Consider the following 20,399-nt stretch of genomic DNA (forward strand, 5'->3'; position numbering starts at 1 on the left):
GAAGCTCCTGGGCTCACACGGCGGACAGCTGGACGATCCGATTGCCGCCGGCGTTCTTGGCCGTGTACATCGCGTGGTCGGCCAGGCGGATCAACCCGTCGGGGTTCCAGCCGCGGTCGCGGTCCCCGGCCACCGCCAAGCCGATGCTCGCGCGGATGGGGAGGGTAGGCGGCAGACCCGCGAACGGCTGGTCGATCGCCGTCCTGATCCGCTCCGCGATGTCGTGCGCCGACCCCGAGTCGGGGACTTCGCAGACGACGACGAACTCGTCGCCGCCGTACCTGCTGACGAAGTCCTGCTGCCGGACCGCGTGGCGGATCCGTACGCCGACTTCGTTCAGAAGCTGGTCGCCGGCGTGGTGGCCGTATTCGTCGTTGACGGTCTTGAACCCGTCCAGGTCGATGAACAGGGCGGCGATCGCCGAGCCGCCGCGGTCGAGGTCGACCTCCGTCGGATACTCGAGCAGGTGCGCCTCCAGCCGGCGGCGGTTCGGGAGGCCGGTCACCTCGTCGTGCATCGCGGCCTGCTCGAGCTGATGCTGGAGCCGCAGGGACGTGGCGATCTGCGCCGCCTGGCCCGCGAGCGCGTCGGCGAGTGGGGCCGCCTCGCTGTCGAACTGGCGGGGGTGGAGGAAGTAGCAGACGAAGACGCCGAATCGGACATCGTCGTGCCGGATGGGCGCGACCAGGATCGAGTGCACGCCACCCGCGACGAAGGCGTCCGCGAGCGCGGGGGAGATCGCGCGGGCGGCTCCGACGCCGCTGACGGTCTGCACGCGCCCGGTGTCGGCGAACCGTGAGAGGACGGCCTGGGTGTCGATCGCGCCCTGCAGCGGGTCGGTTCCGGCCACGAGCCGGAAGGCGTCCTGCTCGTCGCGGAGGAAGACGGCCGACTGCTCGGCCTGATAGGCGCGAGCGGTCGTGCCGGCGAGGATCCGGGAGAGGTCGGCCTCGCTGCTGGCGGCCGAGAAGGCGATCGACGCCTCGATCACGAGCTCCAGCCGGACGCGCGTGCGTTCCTGGAGCGCCCAGGACTGGGTGAGCTCGCCCTCGTACGCGGCCCGGGCGCTGGCGTCCATCAGCGCGACCAGCTCTCCGTCCGCGGAACGCGAACGGGTGACCAGCACATGACGACGGGATCCGTCGGTGTGGCGGAGCACGCCCAGGTCCGAACCGTCCCATGTGGATGCGTCGACGAACGCGGCCGCGGGCCGGCCGGGCAGGCTCTCCCGATCGAGGCCCGTCCACGCGAGGAACAGCTCGTTCGCCTCGAGAAGGTTCCCGGCGGCATCGAGCCGCGCCAGGGCGCACGGGAACTCGTCGGCGGGGACAGCTCGCACGGCGCACTCCTTCGCTCGCTCAGGCCGCGCGAGGACGCGCGTGTGATGAAACCTACTCCCCACTGTGCCACGTCCGGATCGGATACCGGACATCGCGACGCGAAGCCGGGCAGGACCGTTGACACATTCCGCGGAAGAGGCGATCATCGCGGGAGTGACTTTTCCGGGAGGTGACCGATGACGACGTGCGATGCCGTCGCCCACGACCTCGCGGACGCGATCGCGGAGGACAGGCTCCGGATCGTGTTCCAGCCGCAGATCGACCTGCGCACCGGCGACGTGGTCGCCCTCGAAGGCCTCTGCCGCTGGACTCATGAGACGCTCGGCCCGATCCCGCCGTCGGAGTTCGTCGAGCTCGCCGAGTCGACGGGCGCCATCCACGAACTCGGCCGGTTCGCCCTCGCGGAGTGCTGCCGTTACGCCGCGACCTGGCACGATCGCGGGGAGGACGTCGCAGTCGCCGTGAACGTGTCGCCCCTTCAACTGGCCACCAGCGCCTTCTTCGACGAGCTCGAACGCGAGATCGCCGACTCCGGCGTCCCGGCGGAGAACCTGATCCTGGAGGTCACCGAGGCGGAGAAGCTGGCCGATCCGGGAGTGCTCGCGGCGCGGCTCGACATCGTGCGCGAGTGGGGCGTCGCGGTCTCCATCGACGACTTCGGCACCGGGCACTCGTCGATGGATCGTGCCCTGTCGCTTCGCGCCGGCGAATTGAAGCTCGATCGCAGCCTGGTGGCCCGGGCCGACCGCGCCGCCATCGCGACCGTCGTGAGCGACGCGCATCGCGCAGGGATGAGGATCGTCGCCGAAGGGGTGGAGACACGCGGGCAGCTCGATCTCGTTCGCGAGGCGGGCTGCGACCGCGCCCAGGGCTACTACATCGCCCGACCCGCTGCCCAGGGCGAGCTCGACGCCTGGATGGCCGCCAGAGCACGCTGACGGCGACCTGGGGTCGCCCGTGCCGTTCCGGCTACAGGTCGAAGCCGTCCAGGCCGGGCAGGTTCAGGGTGTGCGGCTCCTCGACGGGCGGTGAGTCCGGGATCTCCATCCGGACCCACGTCACGGGCATGCCGGGGGAGAACAGGATGTCGAGCCCCGTCCCGCCGCGCAGGCCGGGGATGTTGACGTAGTCGCCGCCGCTCTTGACCGCCTCCAGGATGCGTCGACGGAGGTCGTCGACGGGGTCGGGCAGGAAGTAGTCTTTGCCGTCTACGGTCAGCCTGTTCACGATCATTCCGGGGCGCGTTCCTCACTGTCGGCGTGGATGCATCGTCGCGTACAGTACTCCGACTCCCCGGGCGTGAGTATCCCGCGACCGCACCTGCGCGCGCTCACGCGGGCTCGAGCTCCCGGTCCGCGCGCAGGGCTTCCCGTGCGGCGGTCGCGACGTCCGCAGCGGACGGCCGCCGCGATGCGTCGGCGAGCGTCATCGACTGGATGAGCGCGCGCCAGCGCGGGGGGACGACCTCGGGCGTCTCGGGGTCGCGGTCCAGCCGGGAGAGCGCGGATTCCACCGGCGTCCCCGGGAACGTGACGGTCCTCGTGAAGCACTCCAGCAGGACGAGACCGAGTGAGTAGATGTCCGACGCCGGCGTGAGGGTCTCGCTCCGCACCTGCTCGGGGCTCAGGTAGGCGGCCGTTCCGAACGTCCCCTCCGCGAACTCCTGCGGGTGCGTCGCGTGGATGGCGATGCCGAAGTCCGTCAGCCTCGCCCGCGGACGCGAGAACCGCGTGCCGTAGTCGACGACCATGATGTTCGCGGGGGTGACGTCGCGATGGATGACGCCGCGCGCGTGCACGTATTCGAGCGCCTCGGCGACCTCGAACGCGAGCTCACCGATCTGCCGGGTCGTCAGCGGACCGGCGTCGAGCACCGCGCGGAGCGTGTCGCCGTCGACCAGCTCGATGACCAGGAACGGGCGAGGGTCCTTGGGCGACGAGTCGTCGACGCCGGCGTCGAGGATCGACACGACGCCGTGGTGGCGGAGGCCGGCCAGCACGCCCACCTCGGCACGGAACCGCGCGACGTCGGCGTGCCCTCCCGAGGAGAACAGCTTGACGGCGACGTCGCGACCGAGGTTCTCGTCGCGGGCACGGAAGACCATCGAGGTGCCGCCACGCGCGAGAAGCCGCTTCGGCCGGTACCTCCCGAGCAGGAGCGGAACCGGGGGCGCGGGTTTGCTCACCTGGATATCTTCCGGCATTCCCGGTTTCGCCGCCCCCGGTGGACCGCGTCGCCGACCTGGGGTATAGGAGAGCGCGCCGCGGGTCTACGATCGCGATGTCCGCGGCGAGGGCCGCCGCGCCGCAGCCGTCCGAGCGAAGGAGCACCGATGAGCACCTCAGCCGCCACCACCTCCCGCGGACTGGAGGTCCGCTCGATCGACTACGTCCCGCTGAGCGAGCGCCACGGCAAGGTCTCGCACATCGGTCCGCTGTGGTTCATGAGCAACGCGCAGATCGCGACCCTCGCCACCGGCCTCATCAGCATCACGAGCGGCGGCAACCTGATCTGGTCCTTCATCGCGATCGTGCTGGGTATCCTCATCGGCACGTTCTTCATGGCCGCGCACTCCTCGCAGGGCCCCCGCCTGGGCCTGCCGCAGATGATCCAGTCGCGGCCGCAGTTCGGGTACGTCGGCGCGCTGCTGGTGTGGCTGTTCGCCTACATCCAGTACGCCGGCTTCAACATCTTCAACTCGGTGCTCGCGGGGGAGGCCGTCGGCGGCGCGATCAGCAAGGAGCAGTCCAGCAACCCGCTCTGGATCTGGGTGGTCACCATCGTCGCCGTCGTCATCGCCCTCGTCGGCTACGACCTCATCCACACCTTCGAGCGCTACCTCATGTACGTCACGGTCGCCATGCTGATCCTCCTCACGATCTCGGCGGTCGTGAACATCCACATCCCGGCCTCGCAGTTCGACCTGTCGCACTTCAACGCGGTGGCCTTCTTCGGCCAGCTCGGTGTGGCCGCCGGCTACCAGATCTCCTGGGCGATCTACGTGTCCGACTACTCCCGCTACCTGCCGCCGACGACCTCCACCAACAGCACGTTCCAGTGGACCTTCTGGGGCAGCGCCCTCGGCGGCATCTGGGTCATGTTCCTCGGCTCGTGGGTCGCGGTCTCCGCCAAGGACATCGGCACGAACACGGTCGAGGATCTCAAGCACGTGGCCGACCTGCTGTTCCCCGGGTTCGGCATCATCGCGCTGATCGTCGCCGCGCTGGGGCTCGTGTCCGTCACCGCGCTGAACATGTACGGCGGGTCGCTCACGCTCATCTCGTCGATCGACAGCTTCGTGAAGGTGCGGCCCACGCTCGGCATCCGGATCGTCACGCTCGTGGTGACCGCCGCGATCTCGCTCCTCTTCGCCCTGTTCGCGACCGCGAACTTCCTCGGGGACTTCAACGCCTTCCTGCTGCTGATCCTGTATCTGTTCATCCCGTGGACCGCGGTGAACCTGACCGACTTCTTCATCGTCCGCAAGGGTCACTACGCGATCGCGGAGATCTTCGACCCGAAGGGCATCTACAAGCGCTGGGGCTGGCCCGGGATCACGGCCTACCTCCTCGGGTTCGTCGTGATGATCCCGTTCTTCGACGTCGCCGGCTTCTACGAGGGCCCCGTCTCGAAGGCCCTCGGCGGTGTCGACATCTCCCTGTTCATCGGCCTGCCGGTGGCCGCGGTCGCCTACTGGCTGATGACCCGGCACATCGACGTCGCCGCCGAGCAGGAGCTGGCCCACCGGCAGGCGCGCGAGATCGAGGAGGCGGCGGCGGCGCACGAGCTGCCGTGAGGACGCGCTGAGGTCAGCGACTCGGCCAGTGCCAGGGCGGACGGTCGAGCAGGCCCTCCTGTCCCTCGACGCGGGTCTCGCCGAACTGCTTCTCGAGAGCGACGTGTTCGATCTGCTCCGTCACGTCGCGCCGCTCAGCGGCCGCGGTGATCGCGTTCCGCAACTCGAGAGCGTGGGTCACCACGACGATCTGCGCGGTCTGGGCCGCCCCGACGATCAGCGAGCCGAGGGCGGGGAGCAGCGCGGGGTGGAGGCTGGTCTCCGGCTCGTTGATCACGAGCAGCTCAGGCGGCCGCGGTGAGAGCAGCGCGGCAGCCCACAGCACGAAGCGCAGAGTGCCGTCCGAGAGCTCCGACGCCAGGAGCGGCCGGAGCAATCCATGCTGGTGGACGGTGAGCGAGAACTGCGTGCCGGTGACGACGATCTCGATCCGGCTGCCCGGAAAAGCCTCGGCGATGGCCTCGTCGAACTCCGCCCCGCGGCCCATCTCGTGGATCGTCTGCACCGCCGCGGCGATGTCGGCTCCGTCCGCCGAGAGCACGGGAGTCCGCGTGCCGATGCGAGGAAGCCGCGCGGGGGAGTCCGCGTCGGTCCGGAAGTGGTCGTAGAACCGCCACGAGCGAAGGCGCTCGCGCATCTGCAGGACCTCGGGCGCCCGGATCGGGTCCACGACCTCGGTGAGCATGCTCTCGAAGGCCCGGAGCGGCCGCCCCAGGTCCACCCAGCCGCCATCGTCGCTTCGAACGCGGACGTGACCGCCGCGTCGCTCCGCCGCGATGCTCGCGGGCCGCGGAGCGCTGCCCGTCCACACGGTCTCCGCCTTGAACTCAGGGTCCAGGCCGAACGCGGAGCCGCCCGGCGTAGGCAGGCCGAGATCCAACGCGTAGCCCAGATCGGGATCGTCGGCGAGCTGGACTCCGAGCCGAAGCGCGACAGGTCCTCGCCGCATGGTTCCCTGAACGACATGCTCGCCGTGACGCACGCTGCGACCGACGGTCTCGGGCCCGGCCCACAGCGTCGAATGGAGGCCGCCCTCACGGGCGAGCACCGCGACCACTTCGTCGGTCCCGCACCCGGCGAGAAGCCGGAGCGCGCGATACAGCGAGGACTTGCCCGCACCGTTCGCGCCCGTGACGACGGTCAGCCGCCCGAGGGGCAGGACCACGTCACGCAATGAGCGGTAACCCGCGACAGCAATGGTGGAGATCACTCGCGGATCGTATCGGGAGCCGCGGACGTCCCAGAGCAGCTCCCGTGCGGCTCGCGAGGCAAACGAAAAACCCCCGGATCCGCACAGGACCGGGGGTTTTCTTCAGTGGCTCCGACCGGCATCGATCCGGTGACCTTTCGATTTTCAGTCGAACGCTCTACCAACTGAGCTACAGAGCCGGGAAGGACTGAGAGTCAGTCCCTACCTAGACGGAAGCCCTTCCATCCGGAAGGGCTTGTCGCCGTGGCGACCCTGACGGGACTTGAACCCGCGACCTCCGCCGTGACAGGGCGGCACGCTAACCAACTGCGCTACAGGGCCTAACAGTGTTGTTGCTATTGAATTGTAAAGGATGCCATCGTGACCCCAACGGGATTCGAACCCGTGCTACCGCCGTGAAAGGGCGGCGTCCTAGGCCACTAAACGATGGGGCCGGATCGTCTCGAATCGCTTTCGCTTTTCGATGACCACCGACGCATAAGCATACGGAAGTCCCCGCAGGAAAGCGAATCGGGCCTGCAGCCCGGGCGGGTCGATCCGCATGGGTTCGCGCCACGCCCCGGTGAAATGCCCGGTGAGAACCGATGCGCCCGGGTAGATTGCGAGCGACGGCCCCCCTGTCGTCCGTGCGCGCCGCACGTGGTCTCGATCGAGCACCGCCGCCCTTCCGACCCGGGCGGCGGCCGACCGTTGTTGCTAAAGTTGCTTCCGGTGATGACGAGACCCGTGTGACTCGTGTGACAGCTGATGCTCCATCCGACGGGTTCTGAGGTGACGATGAGATACGCGACCGGAGACGTGACGCAGCGGCGGGGGCCCCGCCACGCGGTGCTGCGCGTCCTCGCCGTCGGCGCCGTCGCCCTCGCCGGCGTCGTCGGATCGATCGCCGCGCCGGCGTACGCCGACCAGTACCCCAGCTGGCAGGACGTCCAGAACGCCAAAGCCAACGAGGCGGCAGCGTCCGCCCAGGTCACGCGCATCACGAGCCTGATCGCCCAGCTCGACCAGGAGGTCTCCGACACCCAGGCCGCCGCGGTCAAACGCGGCGAGGAGTTGCAGGCGGCGGTCGCGGCGTTCGACGAGGCCGACATGAAGGCGCGGGACCTGGAGGCCCAGACCGCCGCCAGCCAGGCGAAGGCCGACGCCGCGGGCGCCCAGGCCGGCAAGCTCGCCGCCCAGCTCTACCGCACCGGTGGACGCAACCTCACCGCCAACATCCTCCTCAGCGGCAACGGGGCCGGCGGCACGAGCCCGGAGACCTTGCTGACCAACCTGGGCAGCATGTCCAAGCTGGCCGAGCAGTCCGACCGGGTCTACACCGACGCCACGGTCGCGCAGAACACGGCGAAGGCGCTGGCGGCGCAGGCGGAGGCCGCCAAGGCCGTGCGCGAGAAGCTGCGCGTCACCGCCACGGCCGCCCTCCAGGCCGCGGTCGCCGCCGCCAAGGCCGCGCAGGACAAGCTCGCCGAGCAGCAGAAGCAGATCGTCGTCATGCAGGCGCAGCTCGCCGCCCTCCGCGACGTCACCGCCAAGGAGGTCGCCGGCTACGAGGCCGGCGTCGCCGCCGAAGCCGCGGCCGCCGCAGCGCGCGGCTCCGGCGGCCTCCCCGGCGGCTACGTCGGCCCGCAGGGCTGGGCGGTCCCCGCCGCCGGCCCGATCACCGACGGGTTCGGCCCGCGGCCGTCGCCCGGCGGCATCGGCAGCACGTACCACATGGGCATCGACATCGGGGCCTCCTGCAACGCGCCCATCTACGCGGCGTACGGCGGCACCGTCGTCTACGCGGGGCCCGACGGGACCCACGGCAACTACGTGCTGCTCGACAACGGCGGCGGCATCCAGACCGGCTACGCGCACATCCGCAACGGCGGCATCCTGGTCGGCATCGGCCAGCGCGTCAGCGCCGGTCAGCCGATCGCCCACGTCGGCAGCACCGGAGCGTCCACCGGCTGCCACCTGCACTACGAGGTGCTGGTGAACGGCCAGAAGATCGACGGAATCCCCTTCATGAGAGCAAGGCAGGCACCCCTTGGCTAGCGACACTTCGAAGAACTCCCGCGCCCGCACCGGGCTGGCGATCGGCGCCGGCGTGATGGGAGCCGTCACGGCCTCCATCGGCATCGTCGCCCCCGCCCAGGCGGTCGACTACCCGTCCTGGAACGACGTGCAGCAGGCGAAGGACAACGTCGCCAACCAGCAGGCGATGATCGCCAACATCACCACTCTGATCGGCAACCTGCAGACCAGTGTGGACGCGGCGCGGGTCGCGTCCGAGAAGGCGGCGGAGGCCTACTTCCAGGCGAAGGACGCCCTCGCCGCCGCGACCTCGAAGCAGGCCGACCTCGAGAAGCAGTCGGCCGAGGCCGCGGCCAAGGCGAAGACCTCCCAGATGCGCGCGGGACTCCTCGCCTCGCACCTGGCCAAGTCCGGCGGCGGCACGGACGTCAGCACCGAGCTCCTGCTGAAGGGCGGCGGCAGCGGTGCGGGCGCCGACAAGCTGCTGTTCCAGCTCGGCACCATGAGCAAGCTGACCGAGCAGTCCAAGGCGGTCTACGACCAGGCCACCAAGGACAAGAACACCGCGGAGTCGCTGAACGCCCAGGCGAAGGCGGCCAAGACCGAACGCGAGAAGCTGGCGGTCCAGGCCGACCAGGCGCTCGCCGCCGCCAAGGACGCGCAGTCGGCGGCCCAGGCGGCGCTCGCCGAGCAGCAGAGCAAGTCCACCGAGCTCGTCGCGCAGCTGGCGACCCTCAAGAACACCTCGACCCAGGTGGAGGCGGCCTACCTGCAGGGGCAGCAGATCAAGGCGCAGCAGGAGGCGGCCGCCGCGGCAGCAGCCGCCGCGGCCGAGGCCCAGCGCCGCCAGCAGCAACAACAACAACAACAGCAACAGCAGCAGCAGCAGAACGGCGGCGGATCCTCCGGCGGTTCGTCCGGCGGGTCCTCCGGCGGTGGCGGCCAAACCGGCGGCGGCGGAGGTGGCGGCGGCCCGGTTGCCCCGCCGAACGGCAACGTCGTCCAGACCGCGATCTCCTACGCGATGGCGCAGCTCGGCAAGCCGTACATCTTCGGCGGGGAGGGCCCGGTCGGCTACGACTGCTCCGGCCTCACGATGAAGGCGTACGCCTACGCCGGCGTGTGGATCGGCTCGCACTCGGTCAACAACCAGTACTACACGGCGCTCGGCCGCGGCCAGATCGTGCCGTACAGCCAGCGCCAGCCCGGCGACCTCATCTTCTGGGGCGACTCTCCCGGCAACTTCTACCACGTGGGCATCTACATCGGCGGCGGCAAGATGATCGCCGCGCCCACCGAGGGCGATGTCGTCAAGATCCAGTCCGTCTGGGGCTCCCCCTGGGGCCAGGTAGCCCGCCCCTCCGCCTAACCGGTCGCTCGCCTAACAGCCGAGTACGCGATAAATCAACAGAAAACCGCCGAGTACGCAGAGAGTCTGCGTACTCGGCGGTTGCTGTCTGAGCGAGGGTCAGTGGCCCTCGGCCGCGAGCTTGACGAAGCCCGCCTCGACGATGGCCTCGGCCTCCGCGGCGTCGCCCCAGCCCTCGATGTTGACGAACTTGCCCGGCTCCAGGTCCTTGTAGCGGGCGAAGAAGTGCTCGATCTCCTTGCGGGTCTGCTCCGGGATGTCGTTCACGTCCTGGATGTGCAGCCAGCGCGGGTCCTTGTAGGGGACGGCGATCACCTTGGCGTCGCTGCCGGCCTCGTCGGACATGTTCAGCACGCCGACCGGGCGCACCTTGACGCCGACGCCCGGGAAGACCGGGTACTCGAGCAGCACCAGCGCGTCGACCGGGTCGCCGTCGAGGCCGAGCGTGTTCTCGAAGTATCCGTAGTCGGTCGGGTACACGAAGCTGGTGAACAGCACGCGGTCCAGGTAGACGCGGCCGGTCTCGTGGTCCACCTCGTACTTGTTGCGGCTCCCCTTCGGGATCTCGATGACGACGTCGTATTCGGCCATGCCGGTGCTCCTTCGGTGTTGGAAATCTGCACTAACGTTACTGGATGCGCCTCAACGGGTCCTCGGGTGAAGCGGCCGGTGAAGCGGCGGCCGGAGCGGCGGCCGGCGGCCCGCGGCGCCCCCGTCTGACGCCGCCGATCGCCGACGCGCGCCGCGCCGTCCGGGAGGCCCTGGCCGCAGCGGCGGCCCTCCCCGCCGTCGACCCGGACGACCATCACGGCCCGGCCGGCCCCGCGCCGCTCGCCGCGGGCTCGCTGGTCCTCGTCGGGCTGAGCGGGGGAGCGGACTCGCTCGCCCTCGCGGCGGCGACCGCGTTCGAGGCGCCCCGCCGCGGCTACCGGGCCGGCGCGATCGTCGTCGACCACGGCCTCCAGCCCGGCTCCGCCGAAGTCGCCGAGACCGCGGCGTCCCAGGCGCGCGAGCTCGGCCTCGACCCCGTGCTGGTGGAGCGCGTCACGGTCCCCGAAGGAGCTTCCGGGCCGGAGGGGGAGGCCCGCGCCGCCCGCCACGCCGCCTTCGACCGTGCCCGCGCCGCCACCGGCGCCGCTCGCATCCTCCTGGCGCACACGCTCGACGACCAGGCCGAGACGGTGCTCCTCGGCCTGGCCCGCGGCTCCGGCCCGTCCAGCCTGCAGGGGATGCGCCCCGACACCGGCACCCTGCTGCGCCCCTTCCTGGGCCTCCGCCGCCGGACGACGCGCGCTTTCTGCGCCGACAGCGGGCTCAGCCCCTGGGACGACCCGCACAACGACGACCCCGCGTACGCGCGCGTCCGGGTGCGCACCCGGCTGCTGCCCGCGCTCGAGGACGCGCTCGGCCCCGGCGTCGCCGAGGCGCTCGCGCGCACGGCGGAGCAGCTCCGCGAGGACGACGACGCGCTCGACGGCCTCGCCCTGGAGTGGGCGCAGGAGCTGGTCAGCCAGACCGAGGACGGCGCGGTCGCGCTCGACGTGCGCGGCCTGGCCGCGGACCCGGCTGCGCTCCGCCAGCGGATCATCCGGCTGGTCGTCTCGGCCGAGTTCGGGGTGTCCCTCAGCAGGGCGCACACCCTCGCCGTCGCGGAGCTGATCACGGGGTGGCACGGCCAGGGACCGCTCAGCCTGCCAGGCGTTAGAGTTGTCAGGCAGAACGGCCTGCTCACGTTTCACCCCGACAGCTAAGGACAGCGCCTCCCCCATGGAACTCACGGACGTTCACGACGACCTGACCGAGATTCTGATCACCGAGGAGCAGATCCGCTCCCGCATCGCCGAGCTGAGCCGGACGGTGGAGGCCGACTACGCGGGCAAGGACGTCCTGCTGGTCGGCGTGCTCAAGGGCGCCGTCATGGTGATGGCCGACCTGTCCCGCGAGCTGCGCATCCCGGTCACGATGGACTGGATGGCGGTCAGCTCCTACGGCAGCGGCACCGCGTCGAGCGGCGTCGTGCGCATCCTCAAGGACCTGGACACCGACCTCAGCGGCAAGACCGTGCTGATCGTCGAGGACATCATCGACTCCGGGCTCACGCTCTCGTGGCTGCTCGCGAACCTGCGCAGCCGCGGCCCGGAGTCGATCGAGATCTTCACGCTGCTGCGCAAGCCGGAGGCGGCCCGCGTCGAGATCGACGTGAAGTACGTCGGCTTCGACATCCCCAACCAGTTCGTCGTCGGCTACGGCCTCGACTACGCCGAGCGCTACCGCAACCTCCGCGGCGTCGGCATCCTGGCCCCGGCCGTCTACAGCTGAGGCGGTCCGACCACCCGGCTCGACTTGCGCCGCCGCCCGCGGAGTGGTCCGATGACCCCATGCCGTACGAACCCACCGAGCTCTACCGACGCTGGCTGGCCGCCTGGAGCGACAGGCATGCGTCCTTGGAGCCGATCATCGCGGAGGACGCCGTCGGGCACTGGCCGGAGGGCGACGTCACCGGGCCGCGCGGGTTCGCGCGGGCCATCGCCGAGACCGTCGACGAGTTCGACGAGGTCGGGTTCGAGGTGCAGGCGGGGCCCCTGGCCGGTGACGGCTTCGTCGCCGCGCGCTGGGTGATGACCTGCCGGCTGGGCGACGAGACCATGTCCTTCGCCGGGCACGACTTCATGCGGGTGGAGAACGGTGTGATCGCCGAGTACTGGCCCGCCATCCTCCCGGCCTCGTGACGCGGCACGACGGGCGCGTCGCCCGGCGCGAACGCGGGTCCGGGCGGTAAGCGCGCCCAGAGCGAACACGCAGCCGACCCACAGCGCCCAGGCGGTACTGTGGTCGCACCATGAACCTCAAGAAGATCTTCCGCGGCCCGATCCTGTACGTCGTGCTCGCGATCATCGCGGTGTGGATCGGCTCCAGTCTGATCACCATGTCGGGCTTCAAGTCCGTCACCACGCAGGAGGGGCTCAACCTCCTGCAGCAGGACAAGGTGTCGAGCGCGAAGATCGTCGACGGCGAGAACCGCGTCGACCTCACGCTCAAGCAGGCCGACGGCGCTAACGGCACGCAGGTGCAGTTCTACTACGTCACCCCGCGCGGGCAGGACGTGGTCAAGGCGATCGACGACGCCAACCTGCCCAAGGGCTACGACGACGAGGTCCCGCAGCCCAACTGGATCGTCAACATCCTCGGCTTCCTCATCCCGGCGCTGCTCATCGGCGTGTTCTTCTGGATCATGATCTCGGGCATGCAGGGCGGCGGCAACAAGGTCATGCAGTTCGGCAAGTCGCGGGCGAAGCTCGTCACCAAGGAGACGCCGAAGGTCACCTTCGACGACGTCGCCGGGTCCGACGAGGCCATCGAGGAGCTGCAGGAGATCAAGGACTTCCTCAAGGAGCCCGCCAAGTTCCAGGCGGTCGGCGCGCGCATCCCCAAGGGCGTGCTGCTGTACGGCCCTCCCGGCACCGGCAAGACGCTGCTGGCCCGCGCCGTCGCGGGTGAGGCGGGCGTCCCCTTCTACTCCATCTCCGGTTCGGACTTCGTGGAGATGTTCGTCGGCGTCGGCGCCAGCCGTGTCCGCGACCTGTTCCAGCAGGCCAAGGAGAACTCGCCGGCCATCATCTTCATCGACGAGATCGACGCGGTCGGCCGTCACCGCGGCGCCGGTCTCGGCGGCGGGCACGACGAGCGCGAGCAGACCCTCAACCAGCTCCTGGTGGAGATGGACGGCTTCGACCCGAAGACCAACGTCATCCTGATCGCGGCGACCAACCGTCCCGACATCCTCGACCCCGCGCTGCTGCGCCCAGGCCGCTTCGACCGGCAGATCGGCGTCGACGCGCCGGACCTGCTCGGCCGCAAGAAGATCCTGGAGGTGCACGGCCGCGGCAAGCCGCTGGCGGCCTCCGTCGACCTCGAGGTGCTCGCCCGCAAGACGCCGGGCTTCACCGGCGCCGACCTGGCCAACGTGCTCAACGAGGCCGCGCTGCTGACGGCCCGCTCCAACGCGCAGCTGATCGACAACCGCGCCCTCGACGAGGCCGTGGACCGCGTCATCGCCGGACCGCAGAAGCGCACCCGGGTCATGAAGGACCAGGAGAAGCTGATCACCGCGTACCACGAGGGCGGCCACGCCCTCGCAGCCGCGGCGATGCGTCACACCGACCCGGTGACCAAGATCACCATCCTCCCGCGCGGCCGCGCCCTCGGCTACACGATGGTCATGCCGCTGGAGGACAAGTACTCGGTGACCCGCAACGAGCTGCTCGACCAGCTCGCCTACGCGATGGGCGGCCGTGTCGCCGAGGAGATCGTCTTCCACGACCCGACCACCGGCGCCTCCAACGACATCGAGAAGGCGACCTCCATCGCCCGCAAGATGGTCACCGAGTACGGCATGAGCGCCGACATCGGCTCGGTCAAGCTGGGCCAGGCGAACGGCGAGATGTTCCTCGGCCGCGACATGGGCCACCAGCGCGACTACTCCGAGCGGATCGCCGAGCGCGTCGACGCCGAGGTGCGCGCGCTGATCGAGAAGGCGCACGACGAGGCGTGGGAGGTCATCAACGACAACCGCGCTGTGCTCGACCGCCTCGCCGCCGCGCTGCTGGAGCACGAGACGCTCGACCACAACCAGATCGCGGAGATCTTCGCGGACGTGAAGAAGCTGCCGGAGCGCCCGCAGTGGCTCTCCAGCGACAAGCGGCCGATCTCCGACCTGCCTCCCATCGAGTTCCCGAAGGCGCCGATCGACGCCGGCGCCGTGGACGGCGGCGTCGACTCCGAGCCGCCGTCGTCGAAGCCGAAGCGTTCCCCCGCCATCAAGCCGCGGCCGGCGACGGCCTAGGCCGCGCACCGCATGACCGGATTCGATCGCGCACGCATCGAGGCGGCCGTCGCCGAGATCCTCGCCGCCATCGGCGAGGATCCGTCGCGTCCGGGCCTGACGGACACGCCGTCGCGCGTCGCCGACGCCTACGCCGAGTTCTTCTCCGGCGTGGGCGTCGACGCGCGTCAGCAGCTCGGTGAGCCGGTGCCGCTGGAGAACGTGCGCGCCGAGACCGTGATCCTGCGGGACATCGCGTTCCGGTCGGTGTGCGAGCACCACCTGCTGCCGTTCCTCGGCGTCGCGCACGTGGCCTACCTGCCGGGGGAGGCCGTGATCGGCCTGGGCCGCATCCCGCGCGTCATCGAGACGCTCTCCGCCCGGCCGCAGCTGCAGGAGCGCCTCACCGAGCAGATCGCGGACACCATCGAGGACGGCGCGAACGCGCGCGGAGTCCTGGTGGTGCTGGACGCCGCCCACGAGTGCGTCACCACCCGCGGCGCCCGGCAGACCCGCGCCACCACCGTGACGATCGCCGCGCGCGGCGCCTTCAGCGAGCCGGCCTCCCGCGCCGAGCTGATCGCGCTCATCGGCGGAGGCGCCGAATGACTCCGACATTCGTGCCGAATGTCGACTTTCGCGCCGGGAAACGCGACATTCGTGCCGAAGCGCGGACGGGCTGCCGCTCGTGACCCTCATCATGGGCGTCCTCAACGTGACGCCCGATTCCTTCAGCGACGGCGGCCTGTGGCTCGAGCCGGAGGCGGCGGTCGCCCACGCGCTCGACCTCGTCGCGCAGGGCGCCGACCTGATCGACGTGGGCGGCGAGTCCACCCGCCCCGGCGCTCTGCGCGTGGACCCGGAGGAGGAGCGCGCCCGCGTCGTCCCCGTCATCCGGTCGCTCGCCGAGCACGGCGTGACCGTCAGCGTCGACACCCTCAACGCCTCCACCGCGCGCGCCGCCGCCGACGCGGGAGCAGCGATCATCAACGACGTCTCCGGCGGCCTCGCGGACGCGACGATGCCGGACGCGGTGCTCGACACCGGCCTCCAGTACGTCGTCATGCACTGGCGCGGGCGGCTCGACGCCGCCGACTCGCGGGCCGTCTACACCGACACCGTCCGGGAGGTGCGCTCCGAGCTGTCCGCCCGGGTCACCAGCCTCCTCGACCACGGTATCGACCCCGCCAAGCTGATCCTCGACCCCGGGCTCGGCTTCTCCAAGAACGCCCACCACAACTGGCAGGTGCTGGCCGGCCTCCACGAGTTCGAGACGCTCGGCTACCCGGTGCTCATCGGCGCCTCCCGCAAGCGGTTCCTCGGCACGCTGCTCGGTGACGGCGCCACCGTCGAAGACCGCGACGCGCCGACGGCCGTCATCTCCGCGCTCGCCGCGCAGGCCGGCGCCTGGGCCGTGCGCGTGCACGACGTGGCGTCGACGCGGATGGCCCTGGATGTCGTGCAGGCGTGGCAAGCTGGACGCGATGACTGATTCCGCTGCCGTGTCCGCCTCGCCCCGGCCGTCGGACGCCATCGTGCTGACGGGACTGCGCGTGCGGGCTCACCACGGGGTGTTCGACTTCGAGCGCGAGAACGGCCAGGATTTCGTCGTGGACGTGACCGCGCACCTCGACCTGTCGCCGTCCGCGGCCTCCGACGACCTCGCCCGCACCGTCCACTACGGCGAACTGGCGACGGAGATCGCCGACGCCGTGCGCCGCGACCCCGTCGACCTGATCGAGACCGTCGCCGAGCGCGTGGCCGGGGTGGTCCTCGCGCATGAGCCGGTGCACTCGGTGGAGGTCACGGTCCACAAGCCGGACGCCCCGATCGACGTGCCCTTCGGCGACGTCGCCGTGCGCATCGTGCGGGGCCGGCCATGAGGCCGCGGCCCGAGCGCCTGCGCGTGGGCGTGCCCGCCGTGCTGGCCTTCGGCAGCAACCTGGGCGACCGCGTCGCCACGATCCGGGAGGCGCTGCGCCTGCTCGCCGACGACCCCGGCCTGCGCGTGGAGGCGGTCTCCCGCCTGTACGAGACGCCGGCGCTCAAGCCGGAGGGCATCGACGAGGAGGCGCCCGCCTACCTCAACGCCGTCGCCCTGGTGAACACGATCCTCGACCCGCTCGCGCTGCTGGCCGCGGTGAACCAGGTGGAGGACGCCCTCGGCCGGGTGCGCGAGGAGCGCTGGGGCGATCGCACCATCGACATCGACATCGTCGACTACCAGGGCATCGTCGCCGACGACGACCCGCGCATCGTCCTGCCGCATCCGCGCGCGCACGAGCGCGCCTTCGTGCTGGTGCCGTGGCTCGACGTGGACCCGGACGCCGTGCTTCCCGGCTACGGACCGGTGGCCGCGCTGGCCGCCGAGGCGACCGACCCGGTGACGCTGTACGAGCCGGGGGACGGGAACGCCGACGCCGGCGCGGACGAGGACGGCGACGCATGAAGCGCACCCGCCCCACCTCGCTCATCGGCCTCGGGGTGCTCGGACTGGTCGTGGGCTTCCTCGGCGAGCTCGCGGCCGCGGGCACCGGCCTCGCCGTCTTCATCCCGCCGCTGACCCTGCCGATCACCCTGGTCGCGGTCGCCATCATCGTGGTGGCGTTCGCAATCCCGATCCGGCGGGCGGTGCGCGGCCGCAGTTCGCGGCGGATCGACCCGTTCCAGGCGATGCGGATCGTGGTGTTCGCCAAGGCGTGCAGCCTGAGCGGCGCACTGCTCACGGGCGCCGGCATCGGCATCCTGGTGTACGTCCTCACCCGGGACGTCCTGCCCTCCTCCAACGCGATCCTGATGACCGCGCTGGGCACGGCGGGCGCCGTGATCCTGCTCATCGCGGGCCTGGTCGCCGAGTTCTTCTGCACCCTCCCGCCGGACGATGACGACGACGTGGAGACCGCCCGTGCCCGCTCGCATTGACCTCTCCGTCGGGGAGTGGAACCGGGTGTCGCCCAAGTACGTGGTCGTGGTCGTGGTCAGCACGCTGCTGAGCGGGCTGGTCCTCAGCGCGGCGACGGTGTTCCTCTGGCTGGTCGCCGGCTGGTCGTGGGCGTGGATCCCGCTGATTGTCGTCGTGGTCGCGACGCTGATCGGGCTGTTCATCGCGAACCGGCGCACCCGGTCGATCGGCTACATCCTGCGGGAGGACGACCTGCTGTTCCGGCGCGGGATCATGTTCCAGCGCTTCGTGTCCGTCCCGTACGGCCGGATGCAGCTCATCGACATCACGCGCGGGCCGGTCGGGCGGATGCTGGGCCTCGCCGACCTGAAGTTCGTCACCGCCGCCGCGTCGACCGGGGTCGTCGTCCCCGGCCTGCCCGAGCCGGAGGCCGCCGGGCTGCGCGACCGCCTGGTGGAGCTGGCGGAGAGCCGCCGGGCGGGACTGTGACCGTCCCGCAGCCCGGCGCGCCGCTCCCGGGCGGCCCGCTGAGCGCGGCGGAACGCGCCGCGGAGCGCTTCACCGACGGTGAGTGGCACCGGCTCCACCCCGCGACACCGCTGCTGCGCGGCGGGATCGTGTTCATCGCAGTGCTCGGCTTCGTGCTGTCCAACCTGCGCGAGCGGCTGGTGAGCTTCTTCGTCGGGGCGCCCGACCTCGGCGGCGACCCGATCGACGCGATCTACACCCACGGCTGGGAGGGCTGGGCCCTGCTCGGCGTCGCGGTCGTGCTGCTCGGCTGCCTGGCCGCGTTCTACGTGTCCTGGCGCATGCACAGCTTCCGGATCACCGACGACGCCGTGGAGGTGCGCAGCGGCATCCTGTTCCGCACGCAGCGGAAGGCCCGGCTCGACCGCATCCAGGGGATCAACGTGCACCGGCCGCTGCTCGCCCGCATCTTCGGCGCGGCGAAGCTGGAGATCTCCGTGGCCGGGCATGACGCGAACGTGACGCTGGCGTACCTCGGCTCGGTGCTCGCCGACGGGCTGCGGTCGGACGTGCTGCGGCTCGCGTCCGGGGTGCGGGAGGCCGAGGCCGCCGCGCCGGCCGCGACCGGCGCCCCCGCCTCCCGCGCCGCACAGGTCGGCGACTTCGTCAGCCGCCGCATCGACGACTTCCTCGCGCCGGAGCTCGACCCGAACGCGGCGCCGCCGGAGTCGGTCGTGAAGATCCCGCCGCTCCGGCTGGCCGGCTCGCTCGTGCTGAGCGGGTTCACGATGTTCGTCATCGCCGTGATCGTGCTGCTGGTGATCGGCTCGGCGGGAGGCGCGCCCTGGCTGCTGATCGTCGTGCTCCCCGGCCTGCTCGGCTCGGCGAGCTTCTACATCAACCGGTTCACCAAGTCGCTGCGGTACTCGATCGCGGGCACCCCCGACGGCGTCCGGGTCGGCTTCGGCCTGCTCACGACGAGCAACGAGACGCTGCCGCCCGGCCGCATCCACGCCGTCGAGGTGCTGCAGCCGCTGCTGTGGCGCCCGTTCGGCTGGTGGCAGATCCGCATCGACACGGCGGGCCACACCCGCGAGAAGGGCGCGGCGGGCCAGCCGAACACCACGATGCTGCCGGTCGGCGACCAAGCCGACGTGGCGAAGGTGCTGTCGCTGGTGCTCCCGGACTTCACCGCGGAGCACGACGCGGCGATCCTGCAGGGCATGACCTCCCGCGGCCGCGACGCCTTCACCGGCAGCCCGCGCCGCGCGATCTGGCTGCGGCCGCTGTCGTGGCAGCGCACCGGCTTCCGGATGGTCGACGGCGCCGTGCTGTTGCGCCGCGGGTTCGTCTGGCGCAGCCTCGCCGTGGTCCCGCTGGCCCGGCTGCAGAGCCTGGAGCTCCAGCAGGGCCCGCTCGACCGGCTGCTGGGCCTCGCGGAGGCGCGCTTCCACACGGTGTCCGGCCCGGTCCATCCCCGGCTGGGCGCGATGGACGCGGCCGCCGGCGAGCGGCTCTTCGAGACGGTCGCGGCGCGGGCGGTGGCGGCCGCGACCGCCGACCGCAGCCACCGCTGGCGCGCCGAGCCCACCTCCGACTCCACCACCGAACAGCGACCACCAGGGGAGGACGCATGAACGACACCACCCGCCGCTCCGGCCGCCTCGGCCTCGGCATCATCGGCGCAGGACGCGTCGGCCCGGTCCTCGGCGCCGCGCTCGCCGGAGCGGGCCACGCGATCGTGGGCATCTCCGCGGTCTCCGCCGAGAGCCGCGAGCGCGCGCAGGCGATGCTGCCGCAGGCGCCGATCCTGGAGGTCCCGACCCTGGTCGAGCGCAGCGAGCTCGTCATCCTCGCCGTGCCGGACCGGGAGCTGCCCGGCCTCGTCGGCGGCCTGGCCGCGACCGGCACTTGGCAGCCGGGCCAGCTCGTCCTGCACACCGCCCCCGGGTACGGCGTCGGGGTGCTGCGCCCGGCGGCGGAGTCCGGGGCCATCCCGCTCGCGGTGCACCCGGCGCTGGAGTTCACCGGCACCAGCCTCGACCTCGCCCGGCTCGCGGAGAGCTGGTTCGCCGTCACCGCGCCGGCGCCGGTGCTGCCGATCGCACAGGCCCTCGTCGTCGAGATGGGCGGCGAGCCGGTCGTGATCGCCGAGGAGGACCGGGCCGCGTACGCGGAGGCCATCGCCACCGCCACGGCGTTCTCCCGCTCCATCGTGGAGCAGTCCACCGGCATCCTCGCGGGGATCGGCGTGGAGAACCCCGGATCCTTCCTCAGCTCGCTGCTCCGCTCTGCCGTCGACAACGCCCTGACCCGCGCGGGGGCGCCCACCGCGCTCGACGTCGGCGACGTGCTCGGCGCGCTCGGCGACGCCGGCCGCGGACCGGCGGAGGCGCCGGGCGACGGCGACCCCGGCGACGACGGTCGCGGCTGGTTCCTCCGCGGCGAGTAGCCTGGATGCGGCCGCCGCACGGCC

Annotated in this window: 21 protein-coding genes and 3 tRNA genes; 16 read left to right on the top strand and 8 right to left on the bottom strand. The window is 71.2% G+C overall.

Translation table 11 applies throughout. From position 1 onward, the window contains the following. Positions 1 to 13 precede the first annotated feature (13 nt). Positions 14 to 1,339, bottom strand: coding sequence for a diguanylate cyclase (locus tag HNR13_RS04625; protein WP_179604671.1), 1,326 nt, complete (start codon positions 1,337 to 1,339; stop codon positions 14 to 16). Positions 1,340 to 1,516: 177 nt separating this feature from the next. On the opposite strand from HNR13_RS04625, the gene HNR13_RS04630 reads away from it, so the two are divergent. Beyond that, positions 1,517 to 2,278: an EAL domain-containing protein gene (locus tag HNR13_RS04630; protein ID WP_179604672.1), complete on the top strand. Its 762-nt coding sequence runs from the start codon at positions 1,517 to 1,519 to the stop codon at positions 2,276 to 2,278. 31 nt (positions 2,279 to 2,309) lie between these two features. Here the strand turns inward: HNR13_RS04630 and HNR13_RS04635 are convergent, their stop codons facing one another. Continuing rightward, a complete protein-coding gene (locus tag HNR13_RS04635; protein WP_179604673.1) occupies positions 2,310 to 2,573 on the bottom strand; it encodes a hypothetical protein in 264 nt (87 codons plus the stop codon). Between the two features lie 97 nt (positions 2,574 to 2,670). Next, entirely contained in the window at positions 2,671 to 3,525 is an 855-nt protein-coding gene (locus HNR13_RS04640) for a protein kinase domain-containing protein (protein WP_179604674.1), read from the bottom strand. 147 nt (positions 3,526 to 3,672) lie between these two features. Here HNR13_RS04640 and HNR13_RS04645 point away from each other — a divergent pair, with 147 nt between their 5' ends. Beyond that, positions 3,673 to 5,136, top strand: a complete 1,464-nt coding sequence (locus tag HNR13_RS04645) for a purine-cytosine permease family protein (RefSeq protein WP_179604675.1) — start codon at positions 3,673 to 3,675, stop codon at positions 5,134 to 5,136. 13 nt (positions 5,137 to 5,149) lie between these two features. On the opposite strand, the gene HNR13_RS04650 is transcribed toward HNR13_RS04645, so the two are convergent. The 4 genes from HNR13_RS04650 to HNR13_RS04665 form a co-directional block, all read right to left on the bottom strand. Continuing rightward, entirely contained in the window at positions 5,150 to 6,346 is a 1,197-nt protein-coding gene (locus HNR13_RS04650; protein ID WP_179604676.1) for an AAA family ATPase, read from the bottom strand. A 106-nt stretch (positions 6,347 to 6,452) separates the two neighbouring features. Further along, positions 6,453 to 6,525 (bottom strand) — tRNA-Phe (locus HNR13_RS04655). 65 nt (positions 6,526 to 6,590) lie between these two features. Then, positions 6,591 to 6,667 (bottom strand) — tRNA-Asp (locus HNR13_RS04660). Positions 6,668 to 6,707: 40 nt separating this feature from the next. Beyond that, positions 6,708 to 6,780: transfer RNA gene (locus HNR13_RS04665), tRNA-Glu, on the bottom strand. Between the two features lie 343 nt (positions 6,781 to 7,123). Between HNR13_RS04665 and HNR13_RS04670 the strand changes: the two genes are divergently transcribed. Further along, positions 7,124 to 8,383, top strand: coding sequence for a peptidoglycan DD-metalloendopeptidase family protein (locus HNR13_RS04670; RefSeq protein ID WP_179609128.1), 1,260 nt, complete (start codon positions 7,124 to 7,126; stop codon positions 8,381 to 8,383). A gap of 55 nt (positions 8,384 to 8,438) precedes the next feature. Continuing rightward, positions 8,439 to 9,731, top strand: coding sequence for an NlpC/P60 family protein (locus tag HNR13_RS04675; RefSeq protein WP_425485000.1), 1,293 nt, complete (start codon positions 8,439 to 8,441; stop codon positions 9,729 to 9,731). A gap of 99 nt (positions 9,732 to 9,830) precedes the next feature. On the opposite strand, the gene HNR13_RS04680 is transcribed toward HNR13_RS04675, so the two are convergent. Further along, positions 9,831 to 10,322, bottom strand: a complete 492-nt coding sequence (locus HNR13_RS04680; RefSeq protein ID WP_179604678.1) for an inorganic diphosphatase — start codon at positions 10,320 to 10,322, stop codon at positions 9,831 to 9,833. Between the two features lie 44 nt (positions 10,323 to 10,366). Between HNR13_RS04680 and tilS the strand changes: the two genes are divergently transcribed. The 12 genes from tilS (at position 10,367) to HNR13_RS04740 (ending at position 20,375) form a co-directional block, all read left to right on the top strand. Further along, entirely contained in the window at positions 10,367 to 11,482 is a 1,116-nt protein-coding gene (tilS, locus tag HNR13_RS04685) for a tRNA lysidine(34) synthetase TilS (protein ID WP_179604679.1), read from the top strand. Between the two features lie 16 nt (positions 11,483 to 11,498). Beyond that, positions 11,499 to 12,050, top strand: a complete 552-nt coding sequence (gene hpt / locus HNR13_RS04690) for a hypoxanthine phosphoribosyltransferase (RefSeq protein ID WP_179604680.1) — start codon at positions 11,499 to 11,501, stop codon at positions 12,048 to 12,050. A gap of 59 nt (positions 12,051 to 12,109) precedes the next feature. Then, a complete protein-coding gene (locus HNR13_RS04695) occupies positions 12,110 to 12,460 on the top strand; it encodes a nuclear transport factor 2 family protein (RefSeq protein WP_179604681.1) in 351 nt (116 codons plus the stop codon). 110 nt (positions 12,461 to 12,570) lie between these two features. Beyond that, positions 12,571 to 14,574: an ATP-dependent zinc metalloprotease FtsH gene (gene ftsH, locus HNR13_RS04700; RefSeq protein WP_179604682.1), complete on the top strand. Its 2,004-nt coding sequence runs from the start codon at positions 12,571 to 12,573 to the stop codon at positions 14,572 to 14,574. A 12-nt stretch (positions 14,575 to 14,586) separates the two neighbouring features. Further along, positions 14,587 to 15,162, top strand: a complete 576-nt coding sequence (folE, locus tag HNR13_RS04705) for a GTP cyclohydrolase I FolE (protein ID WP_179604683.1) — start codon at positions 14,587 to 14,589, stop codon at positions 15,160 to 15,162. A gap of 79 nt (positions 15,163 to 15,241) precedes the next feature. Beyond that, positions 15,242 to 16,045 carry a dihydropteroate synthase gene (folP, locus tag HNR13_RS04710; protein WP_343063461.1) on the top strand — a complete coding sequence of 268 codons (804 nt, stop codon included), beginning with the start codon at positions 15,242 to 15,244 and terminating at the stop codon, positions 16,043 to 16,045. Beyond that, positions 16,038 to 16,436 (top strand): dihydroneopterin aldolase, encoded by a 399-nt coding sequence (gene folB, locus HNR13_RS04715; protein ID WP_179604684.1) that lies wholly within the window; start codon positions 16,038 to 16,040, stop codon positions 16,434 to 16,436. The genes folP and folB overlap by 8 nt, the downstream gene beginning before the upstream one ends. Continuing rightward, the gene (folK, locus tag HNR13_RS04720; RefSeq protein WP_179604685.1) at positions 16,433 to 17,002 is read left to right on the top strand and encodes a 2-amino-4-hydroxy-6-hydroxymethyldihydropteridine diphosphokinase; all 570 of its coding nucleotides are present in this window, start codon (positions 16,433 to 16,435) and stop codon (positions 17,000 to 17,002) included. The genes folB and folK overlap by 4 nt, the downstream gene beginning before the upstream one ends. Then, positions 16,999 to 17,475, top strand: coding sequence for a DUF3180 domain-containing protein (locus HNR13_RS04725; RefSeq protein WP_179604686.1), 477 nt, complete (start codon positions 16,999 to 17,001; stop codon positions 17,473 to 17,475). The genes folK and HNR13_RS04725 overlap by 4 nt, the downstream gene beginning before the upstream one ends. Next, positions 17,459 to 17,944, top strand: coding sequence for a PH domain-containing protein (locus HNR13_RS04730; RefSeq protein WP_179604687.1), 486 nt, complete (start codon positions 17,459 to 17,461; stop codon positions 17,942 to 17,944). Before HNR13_RS04725 ends, HNR13_RS04730 begins: the two co-directional genes overlap by 17 nt. Next, positions 17,941 to 19,560: a PH domain-containing protein gene (locus HNR13_RS04735; RefSeq protein ID WP_179604688.1), complete on the top strand. Its 1,620-nt coding sequence runs from the start codon at positions 17,941 to 17,943 to the stop codon at positions 19,558 to 19,560. The genes HNR13_RS04730 and HNR13_RS04735 overlap by 4 nt, the downstream gene beginning before the upstream one ends. Continuing rightward, entirely contained in the window at positions 19,557 to 20,375 is an 819-nt protein-coding gene (locus HNR13_RS04740) for a Rossmann-like and DUF2520 domain-containing protein (protein WP_179604689.1), read from the top strand. The genes HNR13_RS04735 and HNR13_RS04740 overlap by 4 nt, the downstream gene beginning before the upstream one ends. The last annotated feature ends 24 nt before the right edge of the window (positions 20,376 to 20,399 follow it).

It is taken from the genome of Leifsonia shinshuensis (assembly GCF_013410375.1).
GTDB lineage: Bacteria > Actinomycetota > Actinomycetes > Actinomycetales > Microbacteriaceae > Leifsonia > Leifsonia shinshuensis.

What these genes read in the sequence shown, in the direction of transcription:
- HNR13_RS04725 (WP_179604686.1), top strand. Translation starts at nt 16,999, where the DNA reads ATGAAGCGCACCCGCCCCACCTCGCTCATCGGCCTCGGGGTGCTCGGA.
- hpt (WP_179604680.1), top strand. Translation starts at nt 11,499, where the DNA reads ATGGAACTCACGGACGTTCACGACGACCTGACCGAGATTCTGATCACC.
- folB (WP_179604684.1), top strand. Translation starts at nt 16,038, where the DNA reads ATGACTGATTCCGCTGCCGTGTCCGCCTCGCCCCGGCCGTCGGACGCC.
- HNR13_RS04695 (WP_179604681.1), top strand. Translation starts at nt 12,110, where the DNA reads ATGCCGTACGAACCCACCGAGCTCTACCGACGCTGGCTGGCCGCCTGG.
- folK (WP_179604685.1), top strand. Translation starts at nt 16,433, where the DNA reads ATGAGGCCGCGGCCCGAGCGCCTGCGCGTGGGCGTGCCCGCCGTGCTG.
- HNR13_RS04675 (WP_425485000.1), top strand. Translation starts at nt 8,439, where the DNA reads ATGGGAGCCGTCACGGCCTCCATCGGCATCGTCGCCCCCGCCCAGGCG.
- ftsH (WP_179604682.1), top strand. Translation starts at nt 12,571, where the DNA reads ATGAACCTCAAGAAGATCTTCCGCGGCCCGATCCTGTACGTCGTGCTC.
- HNR13_RS04645 (WP_179604675.1), top strand. Translation starts at nt 3,673, where the DNA reads ATGAGCACCTCAGCCGCCACCACCTCCCGCGGACTGGAGGTCCGCTCG.
- HNR13_RS04670 (WP_179609128.1), top strand. Translation starts at nt 7,124, where the DNA reads ATGAGATACGCGACCGGAGACGTGACGCAGCGGCGGGGGCCCCGCCAC.
- HNR13_RS04680 (WP_179604678.1), bottom strand. Translation starts at nt 10,322, where the DNA reads ATGGCCGAATACGACGTCGTCATCGAGATCCCGAAGGGGAGCCGCAAC.
- tilS (WP_179604679.1), top strand. Translation starts at nt 10,367, where the DNA reads ATGCGCCTCAACGGGTCCTCGGGTGAAGCGGCCGGTGAAGCGGCGGCC.
- HNR13_RS04740 (WP_179604689.1), top strand. Translation starts at nt 19,557, where the DNA reads ATGAACGACACCACCCGCCGCTCCGGCCGCCTCGGCCTCGGCATCATC.
- folE (WP_179604683.1), top strand. Translation starts at nt 14,587, where the DNA reads ATGACCGGATTCGATCGCGCACGCATCGAGGCGGCCGTCGCCGAGATC.
- HNR13_RS04635 (WP_179604673.1), bottom strand. Translation starts at nt 2,573, where the DNA reads ATGATCGTGAACAGGCTGACCGTAGACGGCAAAGACTACTTCCTGCCC.
- HNR13_RS04630 (WP_179604672.1), top strand. Translation starts at nt 1,517, where the DNA reads ATGACGACGTGCGATGCCGTCGCCCACGACCTCGCGGACGCGATCGCG.